We start from the raw sequence: 23,493 nt of genomic DNA on the forward strand, positions 1-23,493 counted from the left end.
GCGGCGGCCCGCAGTTGACGACCGTCAGTTGGCCGGAGCAGGTGCCGGTGCCGGCGCCACGGGCGCTGTCGGCACTTCCGTCACCGTTTCCGGGATGCCCGAGAGGATCGTCACGGCGACCCGGCGGTTGCGCGCGCGCCCTTCCGCCGTTTCATTGGGCGCCACGGGGATATTGTCGGCGTGACCGACGGCCGTCAGGCGCGACGCCTTGACGCCGCTGGCAATGAACAGGCGCACCACGGCGCTGGCGCGCGCGGCCGACAATTCCCAGTTCGAGGCAAAGTTGGAATTGCTGATCGGCTGCACGTCCGTATGCCCTTCCACCTGGACGTCGTGCGTATCGTCCTTGAGCAGCACGGCGACGGCGCGCAGGGCCTGGTCCGACTCAGCCGTCAGGCGCGCCGCGCCCGGGTCGAACAGCACGCTGGCATTGATTTCCACGCTCACGCCGCGGCTCGTCTGCGTGACCCGCACCTTGCCTTCCTTGACCAGCGGCGCCAGGGTCGACGTCAAGTCCTGCGCCAGGCGCGTCATGTGTTCACGCTCGCGGCGGATGGCTTCCGTGCGGCGTTTCAGGGCGGGATTCGGCAGCGGGATCGCTTGGGGCGCTTCCATGATGATGGGCGGCGCGCCCTTTTCCAGGCTGAAGGCCTGGCCGATGGCGTTCTGGAAGACGCGGTACTTGCCTTCGTTGACTTGAGAAATGGCGTACATCACGACAAAGAAGGCGAACAGCAGGGTGATGAAGTCGGCGTACGAGATCAGCCAGCGGTCCTGGTTGTCCGGTTCCTCGTCATACTTCCTGCGCGCGCGCCGCATCATGGTCAGTGCTCGTGCAGCAGGCTGGACACGCGCTCTTCGATGATGCGCGTGTGGTCGCCCGTGGCGATGTCGTACAGCACGGCGGCTGTGATTTCGTACTGCAGCACGCGGCGCGAGACGATGGCCTTGAGTTTATTCGCCACCGGCAGGAACAGCAGGTTGGCCAGGCCCACGCCGTAGATGGTGGAGACGAAGGCCACGGCGATGCCGCTGCCTAATTTACTTGGATCGGTGAGGTTTTCCATCACGTGGATCAGGCCCAGCACGGCGCCCAGAATACCGATGGTGGGCGAATAGCCGGCCGCCGATTCCCACACCTTGACGGCCTGGCGTTCGGCCATTTCGTAGGCCGAGATTTCCACGTCGAGCAGCTGGCGCAGCTTGTCGGGCGCGATGCCGTCCACGATCATCCGCAAGCCCTTGGCATTGAAGCGGTCGGCCGTGTTTTCCATCAGGCGCTCGAGCGCCAGCGGGCCGTCGCGGCGCGCCGTCAAGCTCCATTGCCCGATGTCGCGCGCCAGCGCGGCGCGCGTGTCGGCTGGCGGCAGGAAGACCCAGCGCAGCATTTCCAGACCGCGCACGAAAGTGCGCAGCCGCGTTTGCAGCAGCACGGCGCCGAAAGTGCCGATGACCACGATGGCAAAGGCGGCCGGCTGCAGCAGGGAGGCCATCTTGCCGCCCTCCAGTGCCTGGCCGACCAGGAGGCCAGCCAGCGCCAGCGCCAGCCCGATTACGCTGGACCAGTCCACGCCTGCTCCCTCAAGGTTGCGCGCAGGCGCGCGACGGCCTGGGTATGCAGCTGCGAGACGCGCGATTCGGATACGCCCATCACCGCGCCGATCTCCTTCAGGTTCAGCTCTTCTTCGTAATACAGGCCCATGAGTATTTTCTCGCGTGGTGGCAGCGCGTCGATGGCATCGATCACGGATTGCCGGAAATCGGTATCGAGCAGGGAACGCAAGGGGTCGCTGTCCTCGTCCACGCAATGGCGGTCGAGGAAGCTGTCATTGCCGTCCGGGTCATGAAAGTCTTCGTAGTACACGAGCTGGTGGCCGCCGCCGTCGCCCAGCATTTCCTGGTAGTCGGCCAGCGACATCTTGAGCAGTTTCGCCACTTCCGACTCTGTCGGTGGATGGCCGAGGCGCTGCTGCAAGGTGCTCATCGCCTCTTCGATCTTGCGCATGTTCTGGCGCATGCTGCGCGGCAGCCAGTCGCTGGTGCGCAATTCGTCGAGCATGGCGCCGCGGATGCGCAGCACGGCATACGTCTCGAACTGCGCGCCATGCGTCTCTTCATAGCGGCTGATGGCATCGAGCAGGCCGATCATGCCGGCCTGGATCAGGTCATCGACCTCGACCGAAGGCGGCAATTTCGCCTTCATATGGTGCGCCAGACGCTTCACCAGCGGAATGTGCTCCGTCAGCAAATAGTCCTTGTTCGATTTCCCTTTGACCGTGTACATAGGCTGCTTATTGTTTTCTCATCTTATCTGGTGCTACGGTTGGCTTCAGGCGCTGAACTGGTGCGGGCTCCCCGTCTGGTACAAGGTGCCGCCGAGCACGGGCGCCGCCGAACGGGCCAGCCGCTCGGCCAGTCCGCGAAACGCCACCGAGGCGCCGGCCAGCGGAAACGCATCGACCACGCTGCGGCCCAGGCGCGCCGCGCGGTGCAGATACTCATCGGCAGGCACCGAACCCATCGACGTCAGCTTCACGGCCAGGTAACGGCTCGCCGCCTGTGCCATATTATCGTATACCACTTTTGCTTCGGATTCGGAAGCGCCGGTGACGAGAATGCCGAACGGACGGCGTCCCAGTTCCTGGCTCAGGCGCTTGATCAGGCAGTACGCCGCCTTGATCGAGGTGGCGCTGGTCGACACTTGCACGACGATATCGGACGACGCCATCAAGGGCACGGGGAAACAGGCGCCCTCGTCTGCCACGACGCCGTCGACCAGCACGATGCCGCTCCGGCGCGCCAGCACGTCGAAAGTCTTGCCCAGGCGGCGCAATTCCTCCTCGCCCGCATAGTCCATGCTGTCCATCAGGTGGTTGCGCGCGCCCAGGCTGGCCACGCCAAAACCTTGCGGCACCTGGTGGATGACCTGGTTCAAGCCGCACTGCTGGCGCGCCACGTCGCGCAGGCTGGCGCCGTGCGCCAGTCCCAGGCGCGCGGCCACGCCATCGCTGCCGCCGCTGGCGTCAAGCAGCAGCACGTCATTGCCGCCGTAGACGAGCGAAGCGCCCAGGTTGACCAGCATGGCGCCCTTGTCGTCCTGCGGCGTGGCCGAGAGAAACGTCATGACGCGCGGCTGCGGGCCGGCCAGCATGCGGCGCAAGCCTTCGGCCTGGTCGAAATCGAAATTAGCCAAGGTGCACCCCGCGCGCTTCATTGTTGCGGGCGGCCGCCTGCGCCATCAGGAGCGGCAGTTCGGCATCGGAAAACTGCGTGGCCGCCGAGTCGCGCTTGAGCTTGAAGGCGCGGTCGATCAGGTAGCCACGGTCGGCCAGGTACAGGTCTTCCGGCACGCGCTGGCCGTTCGACACATAGAACAGGTTCAGCTTCTGGCGGATCACCACGTCGAGCACGTTGCCGATCGACGCCGCTTCATCGAGCTTGGTCATGATGCAGCCGGCCAGGCCGCTGCCCTGATAGGCGCGCACCACTTCGTTGAGGGTTTCCTGGGTCGCCGTGGAGTTCAGGCACAGCAAACGCTTCACGTCCGCGCCGGCGCCCGACAGCATGGCCACCTGTTCCGTCACCATCTGGTCGCGCTGGCTCACGCCCACCGTATCGATCAGCACCGTGTGCTTGTTCTTCAATTCTTTCAAGGCGATGCGCAAGTCCGCTTCATCCTTCACGGAATGCACCATCACGCCGAGGATCTTGCCGTAGATGCGCAGTTGCTCATGCGCGCCGATACGATAGGCATCGGTGGTGATCAGGGCCAGCTTTTCCGGGCCGTGGCGCATCACGCAGCGGGCCGCCAGCTTGGCCGTGCTGGTGGTCTTGCCGACACCGGTCGGGCCCACCAGGGCAAACACGCCGCCCTGCTCCAGCATGGCGTCTTCATTGGCCACCGTGTTCAGGTTGCGGCTGAGGACGGTCTTGATCCAGCGCATGCTTTGCGCACCGTCGAGGCCGGCGGGCAGCTTGTCGATCAGATAGCGCGCCAGGCTGGCGGAAAAGCCGGCGGCCAGCATTTCGCGCAGCACGACGGCTTTTTGCGGCTCGCGCTGCTGCGTCGAGCCCCACGAAATTTCCGCCAGCTGGGTTTCCATCATGCCGCGCATGGCGCGGATTTCATTCATCATGCCGCTCATCTCGGCGGCGGCGTTCTCTTTGACGTGCGCCAGCGCGCTGGCCATCATCTGCTGCATGCGGGCCATGTCCACTGGCTCGGAGGCAGCTTGGCGCGGCGCGGCAGGACGGGGCGCAGCCGGGCGCTGGGCCGGGGCGGCCGGACGCTGCGGCGTGGCGAACTGGGTCTGCAACTGGGGACGGGGCTGGGCCATTTCGGACGCGGCCGGCGGCGACGCCAGCGAAGCGGCATCGTCATTGGCCAGCGCGAGGATTTCCACCACGCCATCGGCCTGGCGGTTCGACAGGATCACGGCATCGGGGCCCAGCGCTTCGCGCACCTTGCGCAGCGCATCGCGCGACGAGGCGCCCGTAAATTTCTTCACATTCATGACCGGCCTCCCAAGGCGGGGGTGGCGCAATATTGGCTGAACTGTGTGACCATCATCGACTCCTGTTGCTTGAGTGCTGTCTTCCACATGGACACAGATCACTCGGACAGTTTCCATTATTAGCGATGCTTGCAGGAAACGATCGAAGGAACAGGACGGGAAAGTACCCGTTATTCAGTTTGCCGGGAGGAAATTGATGTTTTTTTTGACCAAAAGCAACTGCTGGGGTCAGACCCCCACTGACGCTAACGCAAAGCTCCGCGCTAACGCTAGCGGGGGTTTGACCCCGATGCTAATGAAGATAACTACTGCGCACCCACCAGCGCCGTGACGCGGATCGTCTTGGTTTCCGGCACTTCCGCATGCGACAGCACTTTGAGTTGAGGCAAGGCGCGGCGCAGGAAGCGCGACAGCAGGGCGCGCAGCGGCGCTGGCACCAGCAGCACTGGTGTCAGGCCCAGCGCTTCCTGCTGCTGGGCAGCCAGGCCCGCCTGGTGGGCGATGGTGTCGGCCAGGCCCGGCTCGATGCCGGCGCCGTCGCCGCCATTGCCCATCGCCTGCATCAGCAAACGCTCCAGGCGGCTGTCGAGCGTCATCACGGACAGCTCGGCCGCACCGGGGAACAGTTGCTGCACAATGGCGCGGCCCAGGGACACGCGCACCAGCGCCGTCAGCTCGTTCGGGTCTTGCGTGCTGACCGTGTACTCGGCCAGGGTTTCGATGATGGTGCGCATGTCGCGGATGTGCACGCCCTCGGCCAGCAGGTTCTGCAGCACTTTTTGCAGAGCCGACAGCGACAGCATCTTCGGCACCAGGTCTTCCACCAGGCGCGGCGCATCCTTGCCCAGGTGGTCGAGCAGCGACTGCACTTCCGCGCGGCCCAGCAGCTCGGACGCATGCGAGGTGATCAAATGGTTCAAGTGCGTGGCCACCACGGTGCCCGCATCGACGACCGTGTAGCCCATCGATTGGGCCTGGTCGCGCAGGCTGGCATCGATCCAGGTAGCCGGCAAGCCGAAAGCGGGGTCGCTCGTGGCCAGGCCCGGCAAGGTGCCGCTGGCCATGCCGGGGTTGATGGCCAGGAACTGGCCGTTGAACGCTTCGCCCACGCCCACTTCCACGCCTTTCAAGGTGATGCGGTAGGCGGACGGCTTCAATTCCAGGTTGTCGCGGATATGCACGGGCGGCGCCAGGAAACCCACTTCCTGGGCAAATTTCTTGCGGATGCCCTTGATACGCTTGAGCAATTCGCCGCCCTGCGTCTTGTCGACCAGGGGAATCAAGCGATAACCCACTTCCAGGCCCAGGGTGTCGACGGGCATGATGTCTTGCCAGCTCGCTTCTTCCTGCTCGGGCGCCACGGTCGCCTGCGGCGCTTCGGCCGGTTTCTCGGCCGCTTCTTTTTCCTGCGTGCGCTTCTTGCTGATCAAATAGGCGGAGCCGGCCAGCAGCGAGGCCAGCAGGATGAAGACCATGTTCGGCATGCCGGGGATCAAGCCCATGCCGCCGATGATGCCGGCGGTAATATACAGCACTTGCGGTTTCGCAAACAGCTGGCCCACCAGCTGGGTGCCGATGTCCTGTTCGCTGGCCACGCGCGAGACAACGATACCGGCCGCCGTGGATATGATCAGCGAAGGAATCTGCGCCACCAGGCCGTCACCGATGGCCAGCAAGGTGTAGTTCTTGAGTGCGTCGGCAAAGCCCATGTCGTGCTGCAGCAAGCCCACCAGCAAGCCGCCGACGATATTGATGACGGTCACCATGATGCCGGCGATGGCGTCGCCGCGCACGTATTTGCTGGCACCGTCCATGGCGCCATAGAATTCCGCTTCCTGCGCCACTTCCGTGCGGCGGCGGCGCGCTTCGTCTTCGCCGATCAGGCCGGCGTTCAGGTCGGCATCGATGGCCATCTGTTTACCAGGCATGGCGTCCAGCGCGAAGCGGGCGCCCACCTCGGCGATACGGCCCGCACCCTTGGTCACGACGGTAAAGTTAATGATCGTCAAAATAATGAAGACCACGATACCGACCGTGAAGTTGCCGCCGATCAGGAAGTGACCGAACGCTTCAATCACTTTACCGGCCGCGTCGGCACCCGTATGGCCTTCCGTCAGCACCACGCGCGTGGATGCCACGTTCAGCGACAGGCGCAGCATGGTCGACACGAGCAAAATGGTCGGGAACGCCATGAAGTCGAGCGGCTTGACCGTGTACAGCGCCGTCAGCAGCACGATGATGGACAGTGCGATATTGAAGCTGAAGAAGATGTCGAGGATGAAGGCGGGCAGCGGCAGCACCATCATCGCCAGCAGCATGATGATGATGATCGGCGCGGCGAGGCCCTTGCTGGCGTTGCCTTTCAATCCGCTGAGCCAGGCTGGCATGGTCAGGCCGTTCATGGTGTGCTTCCTTTATTCTTGTCTGCCGCGTCTGCTGCGGGTTTGGTCTGCGATGCGGGGTCGAGCGGGTCGAGCTCGGGCGGGACATCGAGTTTTTTCGGCTTGTCGGGGCGCTCGCCGTGGCCGCTGCCGTAGCTGCGCAGCTGGAACACGTAGGCCAGCACTTCGGCCACGGCGCCGTACAGCGCCTCGGGAATCTCGTCGCCGATGTCCGTGTGCTTGTACAGCGCGCGCGCCAGGGCCGGCGCTTCTAGGATGGCGACCTTGTGTTCGCCGGCCAGTTCGCGGATCTTCGCCGCCACTTCGTCGATGCCCTTGGCCACCACCTGCGGTGCGCCGCGCGAATTCTCGCCATACTTCAAGGCCACGGCGTAGTGCGTAGGATTGGTTACCACCACGTCGGCCGTCGGCACGTCGGCCATCATGCGGCGGCGCGACATTTCATGCTGCATCTGGCGTATCTTCGCCTTGATCTGCGGATTGCCGTCCGACTCCTTCGACTCTTGCTTGACTTCCTGCAAGGTCATTTTCATCTTGTTAGCGTAGTGCCACATCTGGTACGGACCGTCGATGGCGGCGATCAGGCCCAGGGCGCCCACGATCAGCAAAAAGGCCGTGATCAGCAGGCTGATCAAATGGGCCGAACCGGCGCGCAAGGATTCCACCGACAGGCCCAGCACGGCATCCTTTTGATGCTGCATCACCATCCAGGCGACGACGCCAACGACGAGGGTCTTGGCAATGGCCTTGAGCAGCTCCACCAGCGCATTCTTCGAAAACATATTGCCCAGGCCGCGAATCGGATTGAGCTTGCCAAAATTGGGGGTGAACGCCTTGGAGCTGAACAGCCAGCCGCCCACCAGCACGGGCGAGGCCAGGGCGACAAGCATGATGGCCGCGGCGTACGGCAGGCAGGTCAGCAAGACCGAGCCCACGTCATAGCCGATGCGCAACATCATCGCGTCGGGATTGAGTATCTGCTCCCGGTCCAGCGTCAGCCCGGAAACCATGACAGCAGTCAGCCGCCGCACGATGGCGTCGCCGGCAAACCACAGGCAGCAGCCGGACGCCATCAACACCGTAAACGTGGCCACTTCACGCGATCGCGGAACGTCGCCTTCCTCACGCGCCTGCTCGAGGCGCTTCGGTGACGCGGCTTCGGTCTTTTCTGCGTCGCTGTCTTCCGACATCAATCAACTCCGGTGAAGTCCTGCAGCCTGGCTAGGCGCAATACGGACTGGGCATGGAGCATTATCGAGTCAAGTACCTTGTTGCCATCGGGGGAACAGGGGGACAAATCCCCTGCATTTCCTTTGCTCCTCAGAAACCTTAGCGGGACTTCCTGGCTTCCGCCTGCTTCACGGTCTGCTCGATCGCGCCAAACAGGGACTTCCCGTCATCACCCAGCATTTCCAGGCGAACAACATCACCAAACAGCAGATACGGCGTGCTGGCGACGCTATCGGCGATCATCTCCTGGTTACGTCGCTCAACGATACTGGAAAATCCCTTCTTGACTTCCTTGTTGGCGACGCCGCCCGCACTGACCACGCTGCCGGCACGCGCGTTGCGCGTCTGGCACAGATGGGCGAGCAATTGCGGGTAATTGAACGCCATGTCGGCGCCCGCGTTCGGCTGGCCCGTCAATTTGCCATTCAGGCTGCAGCGCAAGGCGTAATGCACCTTGCCGCCGCGCCAGGCGTCACCGAGTTCGTCGGGCGTGATGGCGACAGGCGAGCAAGCCATGGCCGGCTTCGCTTGCAGGAAGCCGTAGCCGCTGGCCTGTTCGTCGGGCGCCAGGTTGCGCAGGGTGATGTCGTTGACCAGCATCAACAGCTTGATGTTCAGGTGGGCCTGGTCCGGCGTCGAGCCCATGGCCACGTCGTCCGTGATGGCGGCGATGCCGGCCTCGTAATCGATGCCCCACTGCTCGTGCGCCAGGATGATGGCATCGTGGGCGCCGAGGAAATCGTCGCTGGCGCCCTGGTACATCCTTGGCGCATCGCGCAGATTGGCGGGCGCTTCAAGTCCCGCCGCCTTGCAGGCCCGCTCGATCTGCTGCAGGTAGGATGCGCCGGCCACGCGCAAGCTGCTGCGCGGCAAGGGCGCCATGCAGTTGGCCGGGTCGAACTCGAAGGCGCGATGGCCGCGGCCGCTATTGATGGTCTGGTACAGCAAGTCGAGCTGGGGCGCGATGAAGCTCCAGTCGTCGAGCGCCGCTTGCAGGGTCGAGGCGATGCCATCGGCCAGGTGGGCCGTTTTCAGGTCGCGCGAGACGACAGCGAGCTGGCCATCGCGCGTGCCATCGTTCAGGGTAGCTAATTTCATGTGCGGGAAATTTCGTCAAATGCAGGCAATAGGGGGCTAAAGACGCCAAAAAGCCGGGACATCCCCGGCTTTGGCGATCAGGAAGAGATTACGCCAGCAGCGCTATTTGCTCAGGCGTGAGATAGCACCACTCGCCTTCAGCAATGCCCAGCGATTCCAGGGTCAGGCTGCCGATGGCGGAACGGTGCAGCGCGCTGCAATGGTTGCCGGCGGCGGCCAGCATGCGCTTGACCTGGTGGTACTTGCCTTGCTCGAGCACGATTTCCAGCTGGTGTTCGCCGCGCTTGACGCAGACGAGGGCCGCCAGCGGAGCCGGCTCGTCGTGCAATTGCACGCCGGCCAATAACAGGGCCACCAGTTCATCGGTCACGGGCTCCTGCGTGGTGGCCTGGTAAATCTTGGGAACGTGGCGCTTCGGCGACGACTGTGCATGGATAAACGGCCCATCGTCGGACATCAGCAGCATGCCGGTCGTATCGTGGTCGAGCCGGCCGACGGGCTGGACTTCGCGCCAGGTGAACTGCTCCGGCAGCAGGGTCAGCACACCTGGGTGATGGCTGGGCTTGCGCGAGCATTCGAAGTTGGCGGGCTTGTTCAGTGCCAGGTACAGGTGCGCGCGGTAGACCCACTCTTCTTCGAACACGTGCAGCACCAGGCCTTCGGTCTCGACGGTGGTGCGGTAATTGGTCTGGGTGACGCCATCGATAACGACATCGCCATCTTCGATGAGGGAACGGCAATATTTACGGGTGCCAAAACCCTGCGATTGCAGGATGCGGTCTAGGGATAATTTACTCATGGGCGTGACTTTACCAGAAGCGGCTGGCAGCGTGAAGCGGCCGCGCGCGCGGCCTGCGCAAGGCCGCCGAGGGCGCACCAGCCTTGCGCATGCACAGATGAGCTGAAGTACAAGGTGAGATTTCGATATAAATGGCCAATTCCTTTGAGCAATATCAAGCGCTCGGAATATCGCATTGATAGACTGAAACTTCGTTAGGAATCCGCCTAACGAGCTTTAGGAATAATAACCAAGCAACGATTCACAAGGACATTGTATGAAGCATACCGATACCATCGCCTTACAAGGCAGCATCGCCGACATGCGCCTGCGCATCGCTACGGAACAGGCGGCCATGCACAAGGTCAGACTCGGCGTGGCGCGCTGGAGCAGCGCCCCGGCGCCGCAGGATGCGGACGCAACGCCATCGCCAGCGAGCCAGACGCATTGGCATGCCGAAGCGCAATGCCATTTCATGTGCTGGCTGGAACTCGGCGGTTTTGCGCACGCGGATGCGGACGCAAACGCGGAGACCGACAACGTGACGGCGCCCGTCATGGTGGACACAGCGCCCGAGATCAGTTCCGGCGCCAACGCCAGTGCCGGCGCAGCGCAGTCCCGGCAGGCAACCGCCCTGCCCGCGCACTGCAACGGCTGCGCCGTCTGAGCGCCCCCCATCCAACCGGCCATGCCCTGCCCTCGCATGCCTTCCTTGCCAGCACGCCCAACTCCAACATCGAGCAACACTTGCCCATTCGGCACGAACGACGCACAAAAGGAAACGGCGGCATTGCGCCGCCGTTCCCAAGCCCCATCGGGACTTTAGTGAGGAATGTAAATTCACTCAAAACCACATCTGCGATGCGGCGAGTAGTTCCATGACCTGCCAATCAAGTTAGTACTGACAACATAGTTGATATATCGCCCCTCCTTGAAAAGAACTACGCTTTCACTATAGCCCAAGCAGCTCCATTTTCAAGCCAATTTACCACCTTATTGAAAATCATTCTCGATTGGCTTGCCTGCCAGCCAAGAGTGATGTCCTCAGCGCAACGCCGGTTGTGACTGCTGCACGGCCGCTTTCATGGCGCCCGCGCCCATGGCGGCGCCAAACTTTTTCAGCACCCGTTCCGGCAAGCCTTCATGCTGCGTGTAGTCGACGATGTCTTCCGCCTTGACGACGTCGCGCGCCACGCTGTCGACCGTGCCAAAATCGTCGGCCAGGCCCATTTCCACGGCTTTCGCGCCCGTCCAGTACAAACCGGAGAAGGTATCGGCCGTTTCCTTCAGGCGCTTGCCCCGTCCCGCCCGCACCACCTCGATGAATTGCTGGTGGATTTCATTGAGCATGCCTTGCGCATACGCCTTGTGCTTTTCCGTCAGGGGGCTGAACGGGTCCATGAAGCCCTTGTTCTCGCCCGCCGTCAGCAAACGGCGCTCGACGCCGACCTTTTCCATCACGCCCGTAAAGCCGAAGCCATCCATCAGCACGCCGATGGAGCCGACCACGCTGGCCTTGTTGACGTAGATGCGGTCGGCGGCGGCCGCGATGTAATAGCCGCCCGAAGCGCACATTTCATCGACCACCACATATAAAGGCTTGTCCGGATAGCCCTTGCGCAGGCGCTGCATTTCGTCGACGATCATGCCGGCCTGCACGGGACTGCCGCCCGGACTATTAATATGCAGCACCACGGCCACGGAGCCGCTATCGGAAAACGCCTTGTCCAGCGCGGGGATGACGACGGCGGCCGAGCCGCTGCCTTCGGACTCGATGGCGCCGTTGATGTCGATCAGGGCCGTGTGGCGGCCCAGGGTTTCGCTGTCGTCGGCCGTGTTGTAGTCATAAAACACCCACAGGGCGAACAGCACGATCAGCAGGCCGAAGACCTTGAAAAAGATGCTCCAGCGGCGGTGCGCGCGTTGTTCTTGCAAAGTGGCAAATACCAGCTTTTCCAGCACGTCGCGCTCCCAGTTCCCCGCAGGGACGCCGTGGCCGGCGGCTGGCGCGCTACTGTCCAGCTTGTCATTCGTGTTATCGCTCATGATTCACTTTGTTTAAATTGCAATAAAGCCTGCCCCGGCCTCAGGCCGGCAGCGGCTGGACATACTCGTCGGGTTGCCAGTACAGCTGGCCATCGCGTTCGGCCACGGCGATCGGACGCAGGCGCCCTCCCTTGCAGGGGCCGCCCGCGCACAAGCCGCTTTCCGGCACATAGATGGCGCCATGCGTCGAACACATCAGGTACAAGCCGCTGGACTCGAAAAACTCGCCTTCGGCCCAGTCCAGTTCGATCGGCACGTGGGCACAGCGGTTCAGGTAGCCATACGCCTTGCCGCCATGGCGCACGACAAAGCCCGTAGTCGCTTCGCCGCCGGCAGCGACGGGAAAGCGCACGCCCTTGCCACCATCGGCCACGGCATCGGCCGCACAAATCAACACTTCCGCAACATCAGTCATCATGCGTGCTCGCTCAGCCATTGATGCAGGTCGGCCACCGTGGCGGCCGAATACAGGGGATTGCAAGCTTGCAACTGCGCCACCGGATGCGCTCCATACTCTACGGCAATACCTGCCGCGCCTGCATTGCTTGCCATCAATAAATCATGGCTGGTGTCGCCGATCATCACGGTACGGCGCATATCCTGCCCCAACTCGCGCGTCAGTTCCTGCAGCATGGCCGGATGGGGCTTGGAAAACGTTTCATCGGCGCAGCGTGTGGCATCGAACAGGGACAGCAGCTTGACGGCATTCAGGGAGCGGTTCAGGCCGACACGGCTCTTGCCTGTGGCCACCGCCAGGAAGTACGCCTGCTGCGACAGTTCCTGCAGCATCTCATGTACGCCGGGAAACAAGGTCAGCTCATGGTCGCGCGACAGGTAGTGATAGCGGTAGCGCTCGGCCATGCGCGCATGGTATTTCGGCTCCACGTCCGGCATCACCAGCTGCATCGCTTCCTGCAAGCCCAGGCCGATCACGTGCGAAGCGAGCAACTCGGTGGGAATGGGCAAGCCAAGGTCTTTGGCCGATGCCTGGATGCACTTGACGATGGTCGAGGTACTGTCTATCAGGGTACCGTCCCAATCGAAGACGATCAGATCAAATTGCTTTCTTGCCATGTTTCCCGACAGCATAGCCGCCGGCTCCTTGAGAATGAATGATGGCAACTGACTACCTTATGAGTAGTGTCGCGCGCACGCGGTGGATACTTATCGTGCGGCAACGGCCAATGGTTTGCCCAAGCTTACCAAGAAACGCTCGCATTCGGCAGCCAGCGGTGCGTTCAGGGTCATCGTCTTGCCCGTTTCCGGATGCGTAAACGTGATCTGGTGCGCGTGCAGGAACATGCGTTTCAGGGCGCCGCGCGTGCTGTCGGCCTTCAACAGGGAACGGTTGAGGGCAAAGTCGCCATATTTATCGTCGCCGGCGATGGGGAAACCGGACGAAGACAGGTGTACGCGGATCTGGTGCGTGCGTCCCGTCTTCAATTCCGCTTCCAGCAAGGCGAAGTTGTGATATTTATGCAACAGTGAAAACACCGTGTGCGACGCCAGGCCATCGGCCTGCACGGCCACCCGGCGCTCGCCTTCGGCCGTCGTATATTTGTGCAATGGCAACTTGATATGCTGGCGCGCATTCTTCCAGTCGCCGGCTACCAGCACCAGGTAGCGCTTGTCGGTGACGCCGTCGCGCATCTGCTCGTGCAGGTTGGTCAGCGCCGTGCGTTTCTTTGCCAGCAACAGCAGGCCGGACGTGTCGCGGTCCAGGCGGTGTACCAGTTCCAAAAACTTGGCGTCGGGGCGCGAAGCGCGCAATTGCTCGATCACGCCGAACGACACGCCCGAGCCGCCATGCACGGCCACGCCGGCCGGCTTGTCGATGACGAGCAGCTGCGCATCTTCGAAGATGATCTTGAATTCGGCGGCCGGCGCGCCCGTAGGGGCCTTTTCGGCCACGCGCACGGGTGGAATACGCACCACGTCGCCAGCGGCGAGACGGTACAGCTGATCGATACGGCCTTTATTGACCCGCACTTCTCCCGATCGCAAGATCCGGTAGATGTGGCTTTTAGGCACTCCCTTGCACACTCTTAATAAGTAGTTGTCGATGCGCTGGCCTGCTTCTTCCTCGGCGATCGTTACGAATTGGGCTTGCGGCTGAACCGGGGGTGTTGAAGGGGGAACAACATCATTTTGACTCTTCATTTACTATGTCTTCCCAGAAATCTCTCTAAGTCCTTCATTTTGAATATATAATTGTTTTTGCTGCGGCCCTGGCTGCTGCGAGTGTAAGAATAAAAGCACATTTTACACAGGGGCGTCTCCACCGGCCTCGCCAAATTGCAAATTCGGTGGAAAAAAATGTATATGCACCATCCCTGCGCGAATCAAGGTTGCACCGTAGTTGTAATCGGATAACGCGTGGAGATGCTGAAGTGAGTGTGGGATTATAAGGATAAGTACCCGTTAGCGCGACTTATCGAGTCGGGCTCGCGGGTTGATGAAGTTGATAACGCTTGCCGTTTTCGCCAAACCCCGTATGTGGCCAAATACTGAGGGTTGTCGATGATAGGCTGAGGCCAAGCCTCGCCATCGCGATCCCTGTAATGAGCCGGCTAACGATTTTGGCTCTGAATTTGCTGACCACTTGCATTCTCTGCCCCCGATGCAGTTCATTCTCATCCGGGCTGTTTCAGATGAGTTGCAAGTGTCCTGTGCACTCGGCATGACGATCGACCTCACCGCGCCTGTTGCGGCCGTAACGTATACCTCGTACGCGTTGTTGCTCCGCACGCCTGGGCATTTCCCCCGCCAGCACTCCCGTTCTCGCATATATCCCTGTACTTCGCCGCTTCCCCGGAAGCGGCTTTGAGATGGCCTACGGGTCGCGGAGTTATAAAAATGAAACGCATGTTGTTTAATGCCACGCAGCAAGAAGAACTGCGCGTAGCGATTGTCGACGGACAAAAACTGATCGACATCGATATCGAGACAGCCGGGCGCGAACAGCGCAAATCCAACATCTACAAGGGCGTGATCACGCGCATCGAGCCTTCGCTCGAAGCGTGCTTCGTCAGCTATGGCGAAGACCGCCACGGCTTCCTGCCTTTCAAGGAAGTTGCCCGCACGTATTTCCGCGAAGGCGTCGACGTGCGTAACGCTTCCGTCAAGGAAGCGCTGCGCGAAGGCCAGGAAATCATGGTGCAGGTGGAGAAGGAAGAGCGCGGCAACAAGGGCGCCGCCCTGACCTCGTTCGTCTCGCTGGCCGGCCGTTACCTGGTCCTGATGCCGAACAACCCGCGTGGCGGTGGCGTATCGCGCCGCGTGGAAGGTGAAGAGCGCCAGGAATTGCGCGAAACCATGGACAAACTGGACTTGCCAGCTGGCATGTCCGTGATTGCCCGCACGGCAGGCATCGGCCGCAACGTCGATGAACTGCAGTGGGACTTGAATTACCTGATGCAACTGTGGCGCGCCATCGAAGGCGCCGGCAAGTCGGCCAACGGTGCTTTCCTGATCTACCAGGAATCGTCGCTCGTCATCCGCGCCATCCGCGACTACTTCCAGCCCGACATCGGCGAGATCCTGATCGACACCGACGAGATCTACGACCAGGCGCACCAGTTCATGAGCCACGTGATGCCCGACATGGTGCACCGCGTAAAACGCTACAGCGACGACGTGCCGCTGTTTTCGCGCTTCCAGATCGAACACCAGATCGAAACGGCGTACAGCCGCACCGTGCCGCTGCCATCGGGCGGCGCCATCGTTATCGACCATACCGAAGCGCTGGTCTCTGTCGACGTCAACTCGGCCCGCGCCACGCGCGGCTCGGACATCGAGACGACCGCCTTCAACACCAACTGCGAAGCGGCCGAAGAAGTGGCCCGCCAGCTGCGTCTGCGCGACTTGGGCGGCTTGATCGTCATCGACTTCATCGACATGGAAGTGGCGAAAAACCAGCGCGAAGTGGAACAGCGTCTGAAAGATGCGCTGCACCATGACCGTGCCCGTGTACAAATGGGCAAGATTTCGCGCTTCGGCCTGATGGAACTGTCGCGTCAGCGCCTGCGTCCTTCGCTGTCCGAAGGTTCGCACGTGACGTGCCCGCGCTGCTCCGGCACCGGCCACATCCGCGATACGGAATCGTCCGCCCTGCAGGTGCTGCGCATCATCCAGGAAGAGGCGATGAAGGAAAACTCGGCCACCATCCACGTGCAAGTGCCCGTGGACGTGGGCGCCTTCCTGCTCAACGAAAAGCGCGGCGAAGTACTGAAGATCGAGAACCGCCACCGCATCGCCGTGATCCTGATCCCGAACAAGCATCTGGAAACGCCGCACTACAAGCTGGAACGCATCAAGCACGACGACCCGCGTCTGGAAGACAGCCAGGCCAGCTACAACCTGGCGGAAAGCGCTGAAACCGACATGGCGTACAGCAAGCGCCAGAAGGAAGAAGCCAAGCCGCGCCAGGAAGCCGTCGTCAAGACGATTACCCCTGACCAGCCGGCACCGCTGGTCGAGCGCAAGCCCGTCGAAGCGAAACCGGCTCCAGTGGCCGCGCCTGCCGCACCACAGGGCCTGATCGCCAAGATCATCAGCTTCTTCACCGGCGCTCCGGCACCGGTGGCGCCCGCACCTGCTCCTGTCGTACCAGCCAAGCCGGCCGGCGCCGACCGTGGCGACCGCAACAGCCGTGGCCCGCGTGGCCGTGGCCGCAACGGCAAGCCTGGCCGCGAAGAACGCGAACCGGGCCAGGGCCGTCCAGCCCAGGACGATGCAGCGAAAGAAGCGGAAGCACTGGAAAAAGCGGCCCGTCCGCCACGTCCACCGCGTCCGCCACGCGAACCGCGTGAAGCGCGCGAGAACGGCGATACGGCGGCAGCACCACGCGAACGCGGTGAACGCCCTGAACGCGCCGAGCGTCCGGAACGCACGGAACGTCCAGAGCGCGCCGAGCGTCCGCCACGCCAGCCACGCGAAGCACGCGAACCACGCGCCGACAAGGCTGTTGTTGCTGAAGTGAAAGCTGAAGAGCTGGCACTGGTTGGCGCCACCGCCAGCGCAGTCAATGTCGTCGTGCCGTCAAACGGTCCTGAGTCCGACGCCGCACCGGCAAACCTGCTGAAAGCGTCGGCAAATGCCGGCCCTGAAGGCGAAGAGACGGAAAATGACGTGGAAGGCGAAGAACCGCGCCGCCGCCGTCGTCGTGGCGGCCGCAACCGCAACCGCCGCGATCGCGAAACGGGCGAGCTGATCGAATCGGCAAACGGTGACAACGAAGGCCAGGACGCACCAGTGATCAGCTTTACGGTCGCTCCGGCGCCGGAAGCTGCAGCGGATGCCGCTCCAGTCGCCGTCGTGGCCGCCGCCGCTGTCGTCGCCGTTACCGCACCAGTGGAAGCTGCATTGGATGCCGCTCCTGCCGTCGTGGCTGAAGTCGTGGAAGTGGTCGAAGTGGTGGAAGTGGTCAAGGTTGAAGAAGCCGCACCAGCCGCTGAAGTGATCGTGCCGCCAGCCCCTGTCGAAGCCGCCGTTGCTGCAGCGCAAGCTGAACCAGCCGCTGCCGAACCAGCACCAGCTGCCGAGTACAGCTTTGCCGAGAAAGCGGAACCAGCACCGACGCCGGCTCCGGCGGAAGTCATCGTCGAAGCGGCGCCAGTCGTGGAAACGGCAGCTGCCGTGGAAACCGCCGCCGCGGCGGAAGAAGTTCCAGCAGCGGCGCCAGTCGCCGAAGCGGCACCAGCCGTAGTGGAAGCTGCCCCGGTGGTTGCCGAAGCGGCTCCCGCCCCTGCTCCCGTGCCTGCTCCGGCACCAGCGCCAGCGCCTGTCGTTGCTCCTGCTCCTGCTCCTGCTCCTGCCGCGCCGCTGGACTTGAGCGCGGTGCTCGGTTCGGCCGGCCTGACCCTGGCTGCCACCGATCCGGAAAAACTGCGCCTGGCGCAGGAAGCGGCCGCCAAGGCAGTCGCTCCGGTCCGCAAGCCACGCGAACGCAAGCCATTGCCGCCGCAATCGGATGAGCCGTTGATCCAGGTCAACACGCAACGTCCATAAGCGCGCCGGGTTCGCCCAGCCGCCAATGATAAAAGGGGAAGCTCAGGCTTCCCCTTTTTTATGTCCACTTTTTTGCTGCCATCCACCCGCCATGCACGAGAACGCCAACCTGCCTCCCGCCCCCGTCAGCCTGCGCAGCGCCTTCTGGTACTGGCTCAAGCTGGGCTGCGTCAGCTTTGGCGGCCCGGCCGGGCAAATCGCCATGATGCATGCGGAGCTGGTGGAAAAGCGGCGCTGGATTTCCGAGCAGCGTTTCCTGCACGCGCTCAATTACTGCATGCTGCTGCCGGGGCCGGAAGCGACCCAGCTGGCCATCTACATCGGCTGGCTGATGCATCGCACGCGCGGCGCCCTGGTGGCGGGCCTGCTGTTTTTGCTGCCCTCGCTGCTGGTGCTGATCGCCCTGTCCTGGCTGTACATGGCGTATGGCCACGTGGGCGCCATCGCCGGCGTCCTGTACGGCATCAAGCCGGCCGTCGTCGCCATCGTGCTGGCGGCCGCGTGGCGCCTGGGCCGGCGCACCTTGCGCAGCCCCGCCCTGATCGCCATCGCGGCGGCCGCATTTGTCGCCATCGCCGCGCTACAGCTGCCATTTCCACTGATCGTGCTCGCCGCCGCCTTGCTCGGCATGGCGGGCGGGCGCTGGCTGCCGGACCACTTTCATGCCAACGGCGCGTCGCATGGCGGCGCGGCCCGCTACGGCGCCGCCCTGATCGATGACGACACGCCGACGCCGGACCACGCGCGCTTCCGCTGGCCGCACCTGCTTGGCACGGCCGCCGTGGGCCTGGCGCTGGCCTTCCTAGCCTGGCTGGGCCTGGCGCTGGCGGGCGGCGCGGACCAGCCGCTGGCGCAGATGGGCGTGTTTTTCAGCAAGGCGGCCCTGCTCACGTTCGGCGGCGCGTATGCCGTGCTGCCCTACCTGGTGCAGGGCGCCGCCGACCACTACCACTGGATCACCAGCGCGCAAATGATGGATGGCCTGGCGCTGGGCGAAACGACGCCCGGCCCCCTGATCATGATCGTCGCCTTCATCGGTTTTGTCGGCGGCTGGAGCCATGCCGTGACGGGTGAGCAGCTGTGGCTGGCAGGCGTGTGCGGCGCGCTCGTCGCCAGCTGGTTTACTTTCCTGCCCTCGTTCATCTTCATCCTGGCCGGCGCGCCCCTCGTGGAAGCGTCGCGCGGCAATCTGCGCCTGAGCGCGCCGCTGACGGCCATCTCGGCGGCCGTGGTCGGCGTCATCGCCAGCCTGGCCCTGTTCTTTGGCCGCCATGTCTTCTGGCAAGAAAACCCGCTGCCGCACTGGGACTGGCTGGCGATTGCCATCGCGCTGGCGGCCGGCGTGGCGCTGATCCGGTTTCAAGTTGGCACCATCAAATTGCTGCTCGCCTGTGCCATCTTCGGCCTCGTGCTATCGTATCTGCCTTGACCGATTTTACGTAAGTGGCATGACCTTTCATGGCTGACAAGATTATCTACCTCGCCGAGGCCCGCAATGGGGCACCGGCGATCCCCGCGACGCTGGAAAGTCCCAGCGGCAACGTGGCCGACAGCCTGGGGCGGCCCCTGCACGACTTGCGCATCTCGATTACCGACCGCTGCAATTTCCGTTGCGTGTATTGCATGCCCAAGGACGTGTTCGACAAGAACCACGTGTATCTGCCGCACACGGATTTGCTGTCGTTCGAGGAAATCACGCGCATCGCGCGCCTGTTCGTTGAACACGGCGTGGAAAAGATCCGCCTGACGGGTGGCGAGCCGCTGTTGCGCAAGAATATCGAAAAGCTCATCGCCATGCTGGCCGCACTGCGCACGCCGTCGGGCCAGCCGCTGGACCTGACCCTGACCACCAACGGTTCCTTGCTGGCCAGAAAAGCGCAGGCGCTCAAGGATGCGGGCCTGAACCGCGTGACCGTGTCGCTCGACTCGCTCGACGACGCCACCTTCAAGCGCATGAACGACGTCGATTTCGCCGTCGCCGACGTGCTGCACGGCATCGATGCGGCGCACGCGGCGGGCCTGGGTCCCATCAAGATCAATATGGTCGTCAAGGCCGGCATGAACGAGCAGGAAATCGTGCCCATGGCGCGCCACTTCAAGGATACGCCCTACATCCTGCGCTTCATCGAATACATGGACGTGGGCGCGTCGAATGGCTGGAACTTGCAGGAAGTCATCCCTTCGGCCGAAGTCGTGCGCCGCATCGCCTCACACATGCCCTTGCTGCCCATCAACCCGAACTACACGGGCGAGACGGCGGCGCGCTGGCGCTATGCGGATGGCAGCGGCGAAATCGGCCTCATTTCCAGCGTCACGCAAGCGTTCTGCGCCGACTGCAGCCGTGCCCGCCTCTCGACCGAGGGCAAGCTGTACACGTGCCTGTTCGCCAGCAGCGGCCACGACCTGCGCAGCCTGCTGCGCGGCGGCCGCAGCGACGCGGAAATATCCTCGGCCGTGGCGCAGCTGTGGCGCGGCCGCGGCGACCGCTATTCGCAATTGCGCACCAGCCAGACGGATTTGACGGGCGGCACACTTGAGCACGGTAAAAAGAAAGTGGAAATGTCGTACATCGGCGGCTGAATCCGGGGCGGCGCACGCCCCGCGCTGCTACCATGGCGCATGCACCAATTTCCCTACCTGACATGATCAACAAACACGACATTACCGGCCTGATCCTGGCCGGCGGCCTCGGCACGCGCATGGGCCAGCGCGACAAGGGCATGCTGCCCCTGCATGGCCAGCCCCTGGCCCGCCACGTGCTGCAGCGCCTGGCGCCGCAAGTGGGCCAGCTGGCCATCAGTGTCCACGCCGATGCCGGCGATTACGCGCGCTTTGGCCTGCCCGTGTGGCCCGATGCGCTACCGGGCCAGCTGGGGCCGCTGGCCGGCCTGCACAGCGGCATGCGGCACGCTGGCACGCCGTATCTGCTCACCGTGCCGTGCGATTCGCCCCTGCTGCCGCCCGACCTTGCAGCGCGCCTGGCGGCCGGTTTGATCGACAACGATGCCGACCTGGCCATCGCCGTCACCGAGGAGACCGACCCGGCGACGGGAGCGGCCGTGCGCCGCCCGCATCCCGTCTTTTGCCTGGTCAAAACCTCGGCCCTGCCTCAGTTAGACGCTTATCTGCGCAGCGGCGAGCGCCGCATGCGCACCTGGCATGGCCCCTTGAAACTGGCTGAGGTGCTCTTCGAGAACCATGGCGCGTTCGGCAACATCAATACCCCGGACGAGCTGGCCGCCCTGCAGGCGCAAGGCTTGTCCGTGCCGATGGCGCAAGCCATCCTGGCCGACACCGTCGCGCCCGTCGCCGAGATCGAGGAACTGGCGCTGCCGCAAGCGTTCGAACGCATCCTGGCGGCCGACATCATCTCGCCCATCAGCGTGCCTGCGCACGACAATTCCGCCATGGATGGCTATGCCCTGCATGGGGCCGACCTCGGTGGCGACACGCCCATGACCCTGGCCGTGGTCGACACCATCCTGGCCGGGCGTCCCGGCACGGTCAACGTCGGGCGCGGGCAATGCGCGCGCATCATGACGGGCGCCGTCATGCCGGACGGCTGCGACAGCGTGGTGCCGCAGGAACTGGTGCGGCACGCCAGCGAGCACAGCATCACCATGGCGCCGGACTGCATCCGCCCCGGCGACAACCGCCGTTTCAAGGGCGAAGACTTGATGCAAGGCCAGCCTGCGCTGCTGCAAGGCAAGCTACTCGGACCGGCAGAACTGGGGCTGCTGGCCTCGCTGGGCATCGCCACGGTGCCCGTGCGCCGACGCCTGCGCGTGGCCTTCTTTTCCACCGGCGACGAATTGCGCTCGATCGGCGAGCTGCTCGACGCGGGCTGCATCTACGACAGCAACCGCTACACCCTGCTGGGCATGCTGACCCGTTTGGGCTGCGACGTGCTCGACATGGGCATCGTCAAGGACAATCCACAAGCGCTGGAAGCGGCCCTGCGCGGCGCCTGCGCCAAGGCTGACGTCATCGTCACCTCGGGCGGCGTGTCCAGCGGCGCGGCCGATTTTACGCGCGAGATCCTCGACCGCCTCGGTGACGTGGCCTTCTGGCACATCAACATGCGCCCGGGCCGCCCCATGGCCTTTGGCCGGATTGCCAGCGAGGGCGACACAGCCCTGCTGCTGGGGCTGCCCGGCAACCCCGTGGCCGTGATGGCGGCGTTTTATTTCCTCGCCCGCCCCACCCTGCTGCGCCTGATGGGCGCCGATGCGGACACATCCACCCTGCCGCTGCTGCAAGTGGCGGCGCAAGCGCCCATCCGCAAGAAACGGGGCCGCACGGAATACCAGCGCGGCATCGTCGAGCGGGGCGCGGACGGGCGCCAGCACGTGCGCGTGACAGGTGCGCAAGGCTCGGGCATCCTGCGCTCGATGACGCAAGCCAATTGCATGATCGTGCTGCATGAAGCGCAAGGCCACGTGGCGGCCGGCGACCTCGTCGACGTCGTGCTGTTCCATGGGCTGATCTAAGCAGCTCCCGCTTCCCTTCTCCTGAACGGCCCGCCCTGCGCGGGCCGTTTGCATTTCCCCATTGCAATCAATTCCCCTGCGCGGCCGATGTTCGCCTATCGAGATAAAAATATCAATCATTTCTCCTTAAAACAAATCAATAAACACAACACTAATTGCAATAATTTTATTTATTAGTTGATATTGAAGTTTCTTCGGTGATAACATTCGAACTCATACAAAAAAGTTCAATTTTGATATTGTTTTCACGAGGAACAACAATGAGACACAGCTCATGGATCGCGGGAGCCAGCTTGCTGGGTACGGCCTGCCTGCTTGCCACCTTGTCCCTGGCGCCCTTGCCCGCCTACGCGAAAGGCATCGCGCGCGCCGATGTGCTCGATAACTGCAACTGGAATCGTCCCGGCGTCGACCCGTTCATGGGTGACGTGGTGGCGGCCGTGGACCGCTATACGGATATCGCGCCGCCCGTACGCGAACAATTGAAGGAGCGCATGCGTGCGCGCCAGTACGATGAGATCGTCGTGATCAGCCGCGACGCCATCCGCGGCAAAGGCAATTACAACGCGCGCATCAGCGACATGCATTTCGGCCCGGGCCGCGTTTGCCGCAACGTCACGCGCGCGGGCTGGAACGAGCAGATGCAGGAACGGGGACTCGTGTATTGCGTGCAGGGCCAGTGCATCCTGGTGCCGACGATCTGCCGCAACGTCAGCCGTATCACGCAAGCGCCCGCATCAGCGCCGCCAGCGGCCGGTGCCGCTCCCGGCGGTGCGGCACCCGTTGCCGCCGCGCCCGCCGCCCCGGCAGCGGCAGGCGTACCACTGATCGACAACCCCGACGCCTTGCGCGGCGGTTCCTTCACGGGCGGCGCCATGCCGCCCGAGGTGGCCAGCATTCCTTTCCTGCCCTTCGATTATGTGCGT

The 23,493-nt window shown here is 63.4% G+C and carries 19 protein-coding genes; 6 read left to right on the plus strand and 13 right to left on the minus strand.

All coding sequences use genetic code 11. From position 1 onward, the window contains the following. Positions 1–24: 24 nt before the first annotated feature. The 9 genes from motD to V3C40_RS21060 all read right to left on the minus strand — a co-directional run bounded on the left by motD (position 25) and on the right by V3C40_RS21060 (position 10,043). On the minus strand, positions 25–819 hold the full coding sequence (gene motD / locus V3C40_RS21020) for a flagellar motor protein MotD (protein WP_072455728.1): 795 nt from the start codon (positions 817–819) through the stop codon (positions 25–27). Positions 820–824: 5 nt separating this feature from the next. Continuing rightward, on the minus strand, positions 825–1,571 hold the full coding sequence (locus V3C40_RS21025; RefSeq protein WP_034754098.1) for a flagellar motor protein: 747 nt from the start codon (positions 1,569–1,571) through the stop codon (positions 825–827). Next, on the minus strand, positions 1,553–2,284 hold the full coding sequence (locus V3C40_RS21030) for an RNA polymerase sigma factor FliA (RefSeq protein ID WP_010400804.1): 732 nt from the start codon (positions 2,282–2,284) through the stop codon (positions 1,553–1,555). The genes V3C40_RS21025 and V3C40_RS21030 overlap by 19 nt, the downstream gene beginning before the upstream one ends. A gap of 45 nt (positions 2,285–2,329) precedes the next feature. Beyond that, the gene (locus tag V3C40_RS21035) at positions 2,330–3,193 is read right to left on the minus strand and encodes a MinD/ParA family ATP-binding protein (protein ID WP_034754231.1); all 864 of its coding nucleotides are present in this window, start codon (positions 3,191–3,193) and stop codon (positions 2,330–2,332) included. Continuing rightward, positions 3,186–4,514 (minus strand): flagellar biosynthesis protein FlhF, encoded by a 1,329-nt coding sequence (flhF, locus tag V3C40_RS21040; protein ID WP_034754102.1) that lies wholly within the window; start codon positions 4,512–4,514, stop codon positions 3,186–3,188. Before flhF ends, V3C40_RS21035 begins: the two co-directional genes overlap by 8 nt. 305 nt (positions 4,515–4,819) lie before the next feature. Beyond that, a complete protein-coding gene (flhA, locus tag V3C40_RS21045) occupies positions 4,820–6,916 on the minus strand; it encodes a flagellar biosynthesis protein FlhA (protein ID WP_070303618.1) in 2,097 nt (698 codons plus the stop codon). Further along, positions 6,913–8,106 carry a flagellar biosynthesis protein FlhB gene (flhB, locus tag V3C40_RS21050; protein WP_034754106.1) on the minus strand — a complete coding sequence of 398 codons (1,194 nt, stop codon included), beginning with the start codon at positions 8,104–8,106 and terminating at the stop codon, positions 6,913–6,915. Before flhB ends, flhA begins: the two co-directional genes overlap by 4 nt. A gap of 139 nt (positions 8,107–8,245) precedes the next feature. Beyond that, the gene (locus V3C40_RS21055) at positions 8,246–9,244 is read right to left on the minus strand and encodes a fumarylacetoacetate hydrolase family protein (protein ID WP_331778437.1); all 999 of its coding nucleotides are present in this window, start codon (positions 9,242–9,244) and stop codon (positions 8,246–8,248) included. Positions 9,245–9,332: 88 nt separating this feature from the next. After that, the gene (locus V3C40_RS21060) at positions 9,333–10,043 is read right to left on the minus strand and encodes a pseudouridine synthase (RefSeq protein ID WP_034754110.1); all 711 of its coding nucleotides are present in this window, start codon (positions 10,041–10,043) and stop codon (positions 9,333–9,335) included. A gap of 256 nt (positions 10,044–10,299) precedes the next feature. Between V3C40_RS21060 and V3C40_RS21065 the strand changes: the two genes are divergently transcribed. Beyond that, complete coding sequence (locus V3C40_RS21065) at positions 10,300–10,689, plus strand: hypothetical protein (protein ID WP_072455400.1); 390 nt, start codon at positions 10,300–10,302, stop codon at positions 10,687–10,689. Positions 10,690–11,066: 377 nt separating this feature from the next. Here V3C40_RS21065 and V3C40_RS21070 read toward each other — a convergent pair whose 3' ends face one another. The 4 genes from V3C40_RS21070 to V3C40_RS21085 all read right to left on the minus strand — a co-directional run bounded on the left by V3C40_RS21070 (position 11,067) and on the right by V3C40_RS21085 (position 14,228). After that, positions 11,067–12,068: a S49 family peptidase gene (locus V3C40_RS21070; RefSeq protein WP_072455402.1), complete on the minus strand. Its 1,002-nt coding sequence runs from the start codon at positions 12,066–12,068 to the stop codon at positions 11,067–11,069. Positions 12,069–12,108: 40 nt separating this feature from the next. Continuing rightward, on the minus strand, positions 12,109–12,486 hold the full coding sequence (locus V3C40_RS21075) for a Rieske (2Fe-2S) protein (RefSeq protein ID WP_175560532.1): 378 nt from the start codon (positions 12,484–12,486) through the stop codon (positions 12,109–12,111). Beyond that, a complete protein-coding gene (locus V3C40_RS21080; RefSeq protein ID WP_034754241.1) occupies positions 12,483–13,142 on the minus strand; it encodes an HAD-IIIA family hydrolase in 660 nt (219 codons plus the stop codon). Before V3C40_RS21080 ends, V3C40_RS21075 begins: the two co-directional genes overlap by 4 nt. Positions 13,143–13,232: 90 nt before the next feature. Then, positions 13,233–14,228 (minus strand): RluA family pseudouridine synthase, encoded by a 996-nt coding sequence (locus tag V3C40_RS21085; protein WP_331778438.1) that lies wholly within the window; start codon positions 14,226–14,228, stop codon positions 13,233–13,235. 696 nt (positions 14,229–14,924) lie between these two features. On the opposite strand from V3C40_RS21085, the gene V3C40_RS21090 reads away from it, so the two are divergent. The 5 genes from V3C40_RS21090 to V3C40_RS21110 all read left to right on the plus strand — a co-directional run. Beyond that, entirely contained in the window at positions 14,925–18,077 is a 3,153-nt protein-coding gene (locus tag V3C40_RS21090) for an Rne/Rng family ribonuclease (RefSeq protein ID WP_331778439.1), read from the plus strand. 91 nt (positions 18,078–18,168) lie between these two features. After that, positions 18,169–19,506, plus strand: coding sequence for a chromate efflux transporter (gene chrA / locus V3C40_RS21095; RefSeq protein WP_331778440.1), 1,338 nt, complete (start codon positions 18,169–18,171; stop codon positions 19,504–19,506). Positions 19,507–19,535: 29 nt separating this feature from the next. Further along, positions 19,536–20,657 carry a GTP 3',8-cyclase MoaA gene (gene moaA, locus V3C40_RS21100; RefSeq protein WP_331778441.1) on the plus strand — a complete coding sequence of 374 codons (1,122 nt, stop codon included), beginning with the start codon at positions 19,536–19,538 and terminating at the stop codon, positions 20,655–20,657. Positions 20,658–20,719: 62 nt separating this feature from the next. Further along, entirely contained in the window at positions 20,720–22,567 is a 1,848-nt protein-coding gene (gene moeA / locus V3C40_RS21105) for a molybdopterin molybdotransferase MoeA (RefSeq protein WP_331778442.1), read from the plus strand. A 260-nt stretch (positions 22,568–22,827) separates the two neighbouring features. Then, positions 22,828–23,493: MHFG family PEP-CTERM protein (locus tag V3C40_RS21110; protein WP_331778443.1), on the plus strand; the 666-nt coding region annotated here is incomplete at its 3' end.

The sequence above is a fragment of the Janthinobacterium sp. LS2A genome (genome assembly GCF_036543145.1).
Taxonomy (GTDB): domain Bacteria; phylum Pseudomonadota; class Gammaproteobacteria; order Burkholderiales; family Burkholderiaceae_D; genus Janthinobacterium; species Janthinobacterium aestuarii.

Coding starts and splice junctions, on each gene's coding strand:
- flhF (WP_034754102.1), bottom strand. CDS start 4,514: ATGAATGTGAAGAAATTTACGGGCGCCTCGTCGCGCGATGCGCTGCGC.
- V3C40_RS21085 (WP_331778438.1), bottom strand. CDS start 14,228: ATGAAGAGTCAAAATGATGTTGTTCCCCCTTCAACACCCCCGGTTCAG.
- moeA (WP_331778442.1), top strand. CDS start 20,720: ATGATCAACAAACACGACATTACCGGCCTGATCCTGGCCGGCGGCCTC.
- V3C40_RS21080 (WP_034754241.1), bottom strand. CDS start 13,142: ATGGCAAGAAAGCAATTTGATCTGATCGTCTTCGATTGGGACGGTACC.
- V3C40_RS21065 (WP_072455400.1), top strand. CDS start 10,300: ATGAAGCATACCGATACCATCGCCTTACAAGGCAGCATCGCCGACATG.
- flhA (WP_070303618.1), bottom strand. CDS start 6,916: ATGAACGGCCTGACCATGCCAGCCTGGCTCAGCGGATTGAAAGGCAAC.
- V3C40_RS21075 (WP_175560532.1), bottom strand. CDS start 12,486: ATGATGACTGATGTTGCGGAAGTGTTGATTTGTGCGGCCGATGCCGTG.
- moaA (WP_331778441.1), top strand. CDS start 19,536: ATGGCTGACAAGATTATCTACCTCGCCGAGGCCCGCAATGGGGCACCG.
- V3C40_RS21060 (WP_034754110.1), bottom strand. CDS start 10,043: ATGAGTAAATTATCCCTAGACCGCATCCTGCAATCGCAGGGTTTTGGC.
- V3C40_RS21030 (WP_010400804.1), bottom strand. CDS start 2,284: ATGTACACGGTCAAAGGGAAATCGAACAAGGACTATTTGCTGACGGAG.
- V3C40_RS21090 (WP_331778439.1), top strand. CDS start 14,925: ATGAAACGCATGTTGTTTAATGCCACGCAGCAAGAAGAACTGCGCGTA.
- V3C40_RS21055 (WP_331778437.1), bottom strand. CDS start 9,244: ATGAAATTAGCTACCCTGAACGATGGCACGCGCGATGGCCAGCTCGCT.
- chrA (WP_331778440.1), top strand. CDS start 18,169: ATGCACGAGAACGCCAACCTGCCTCCCGCCCCCGTCAGCCTGCGCAGC.
- flhB (WP_034754106.1), bottom strand. CDS start 8,106: ATGTCGGAAGACAGCGACGCAGAAAAGACCGAAGCCGCGTCACCGAAG.
- motD (WP_072455728.1), bottom strand. CDS start 819: ATGCGGCGCGCGCGCAGGAAGTATGACGAGGAACCGGACAACCAGGAC.
- V3C40_RS21070 (WP_072455402.1), bottom strand. CDS start 12,068: ATGAGCGATAACACGAATGACAAGCTGGACAGTAGCGCGCCAGCCGCC.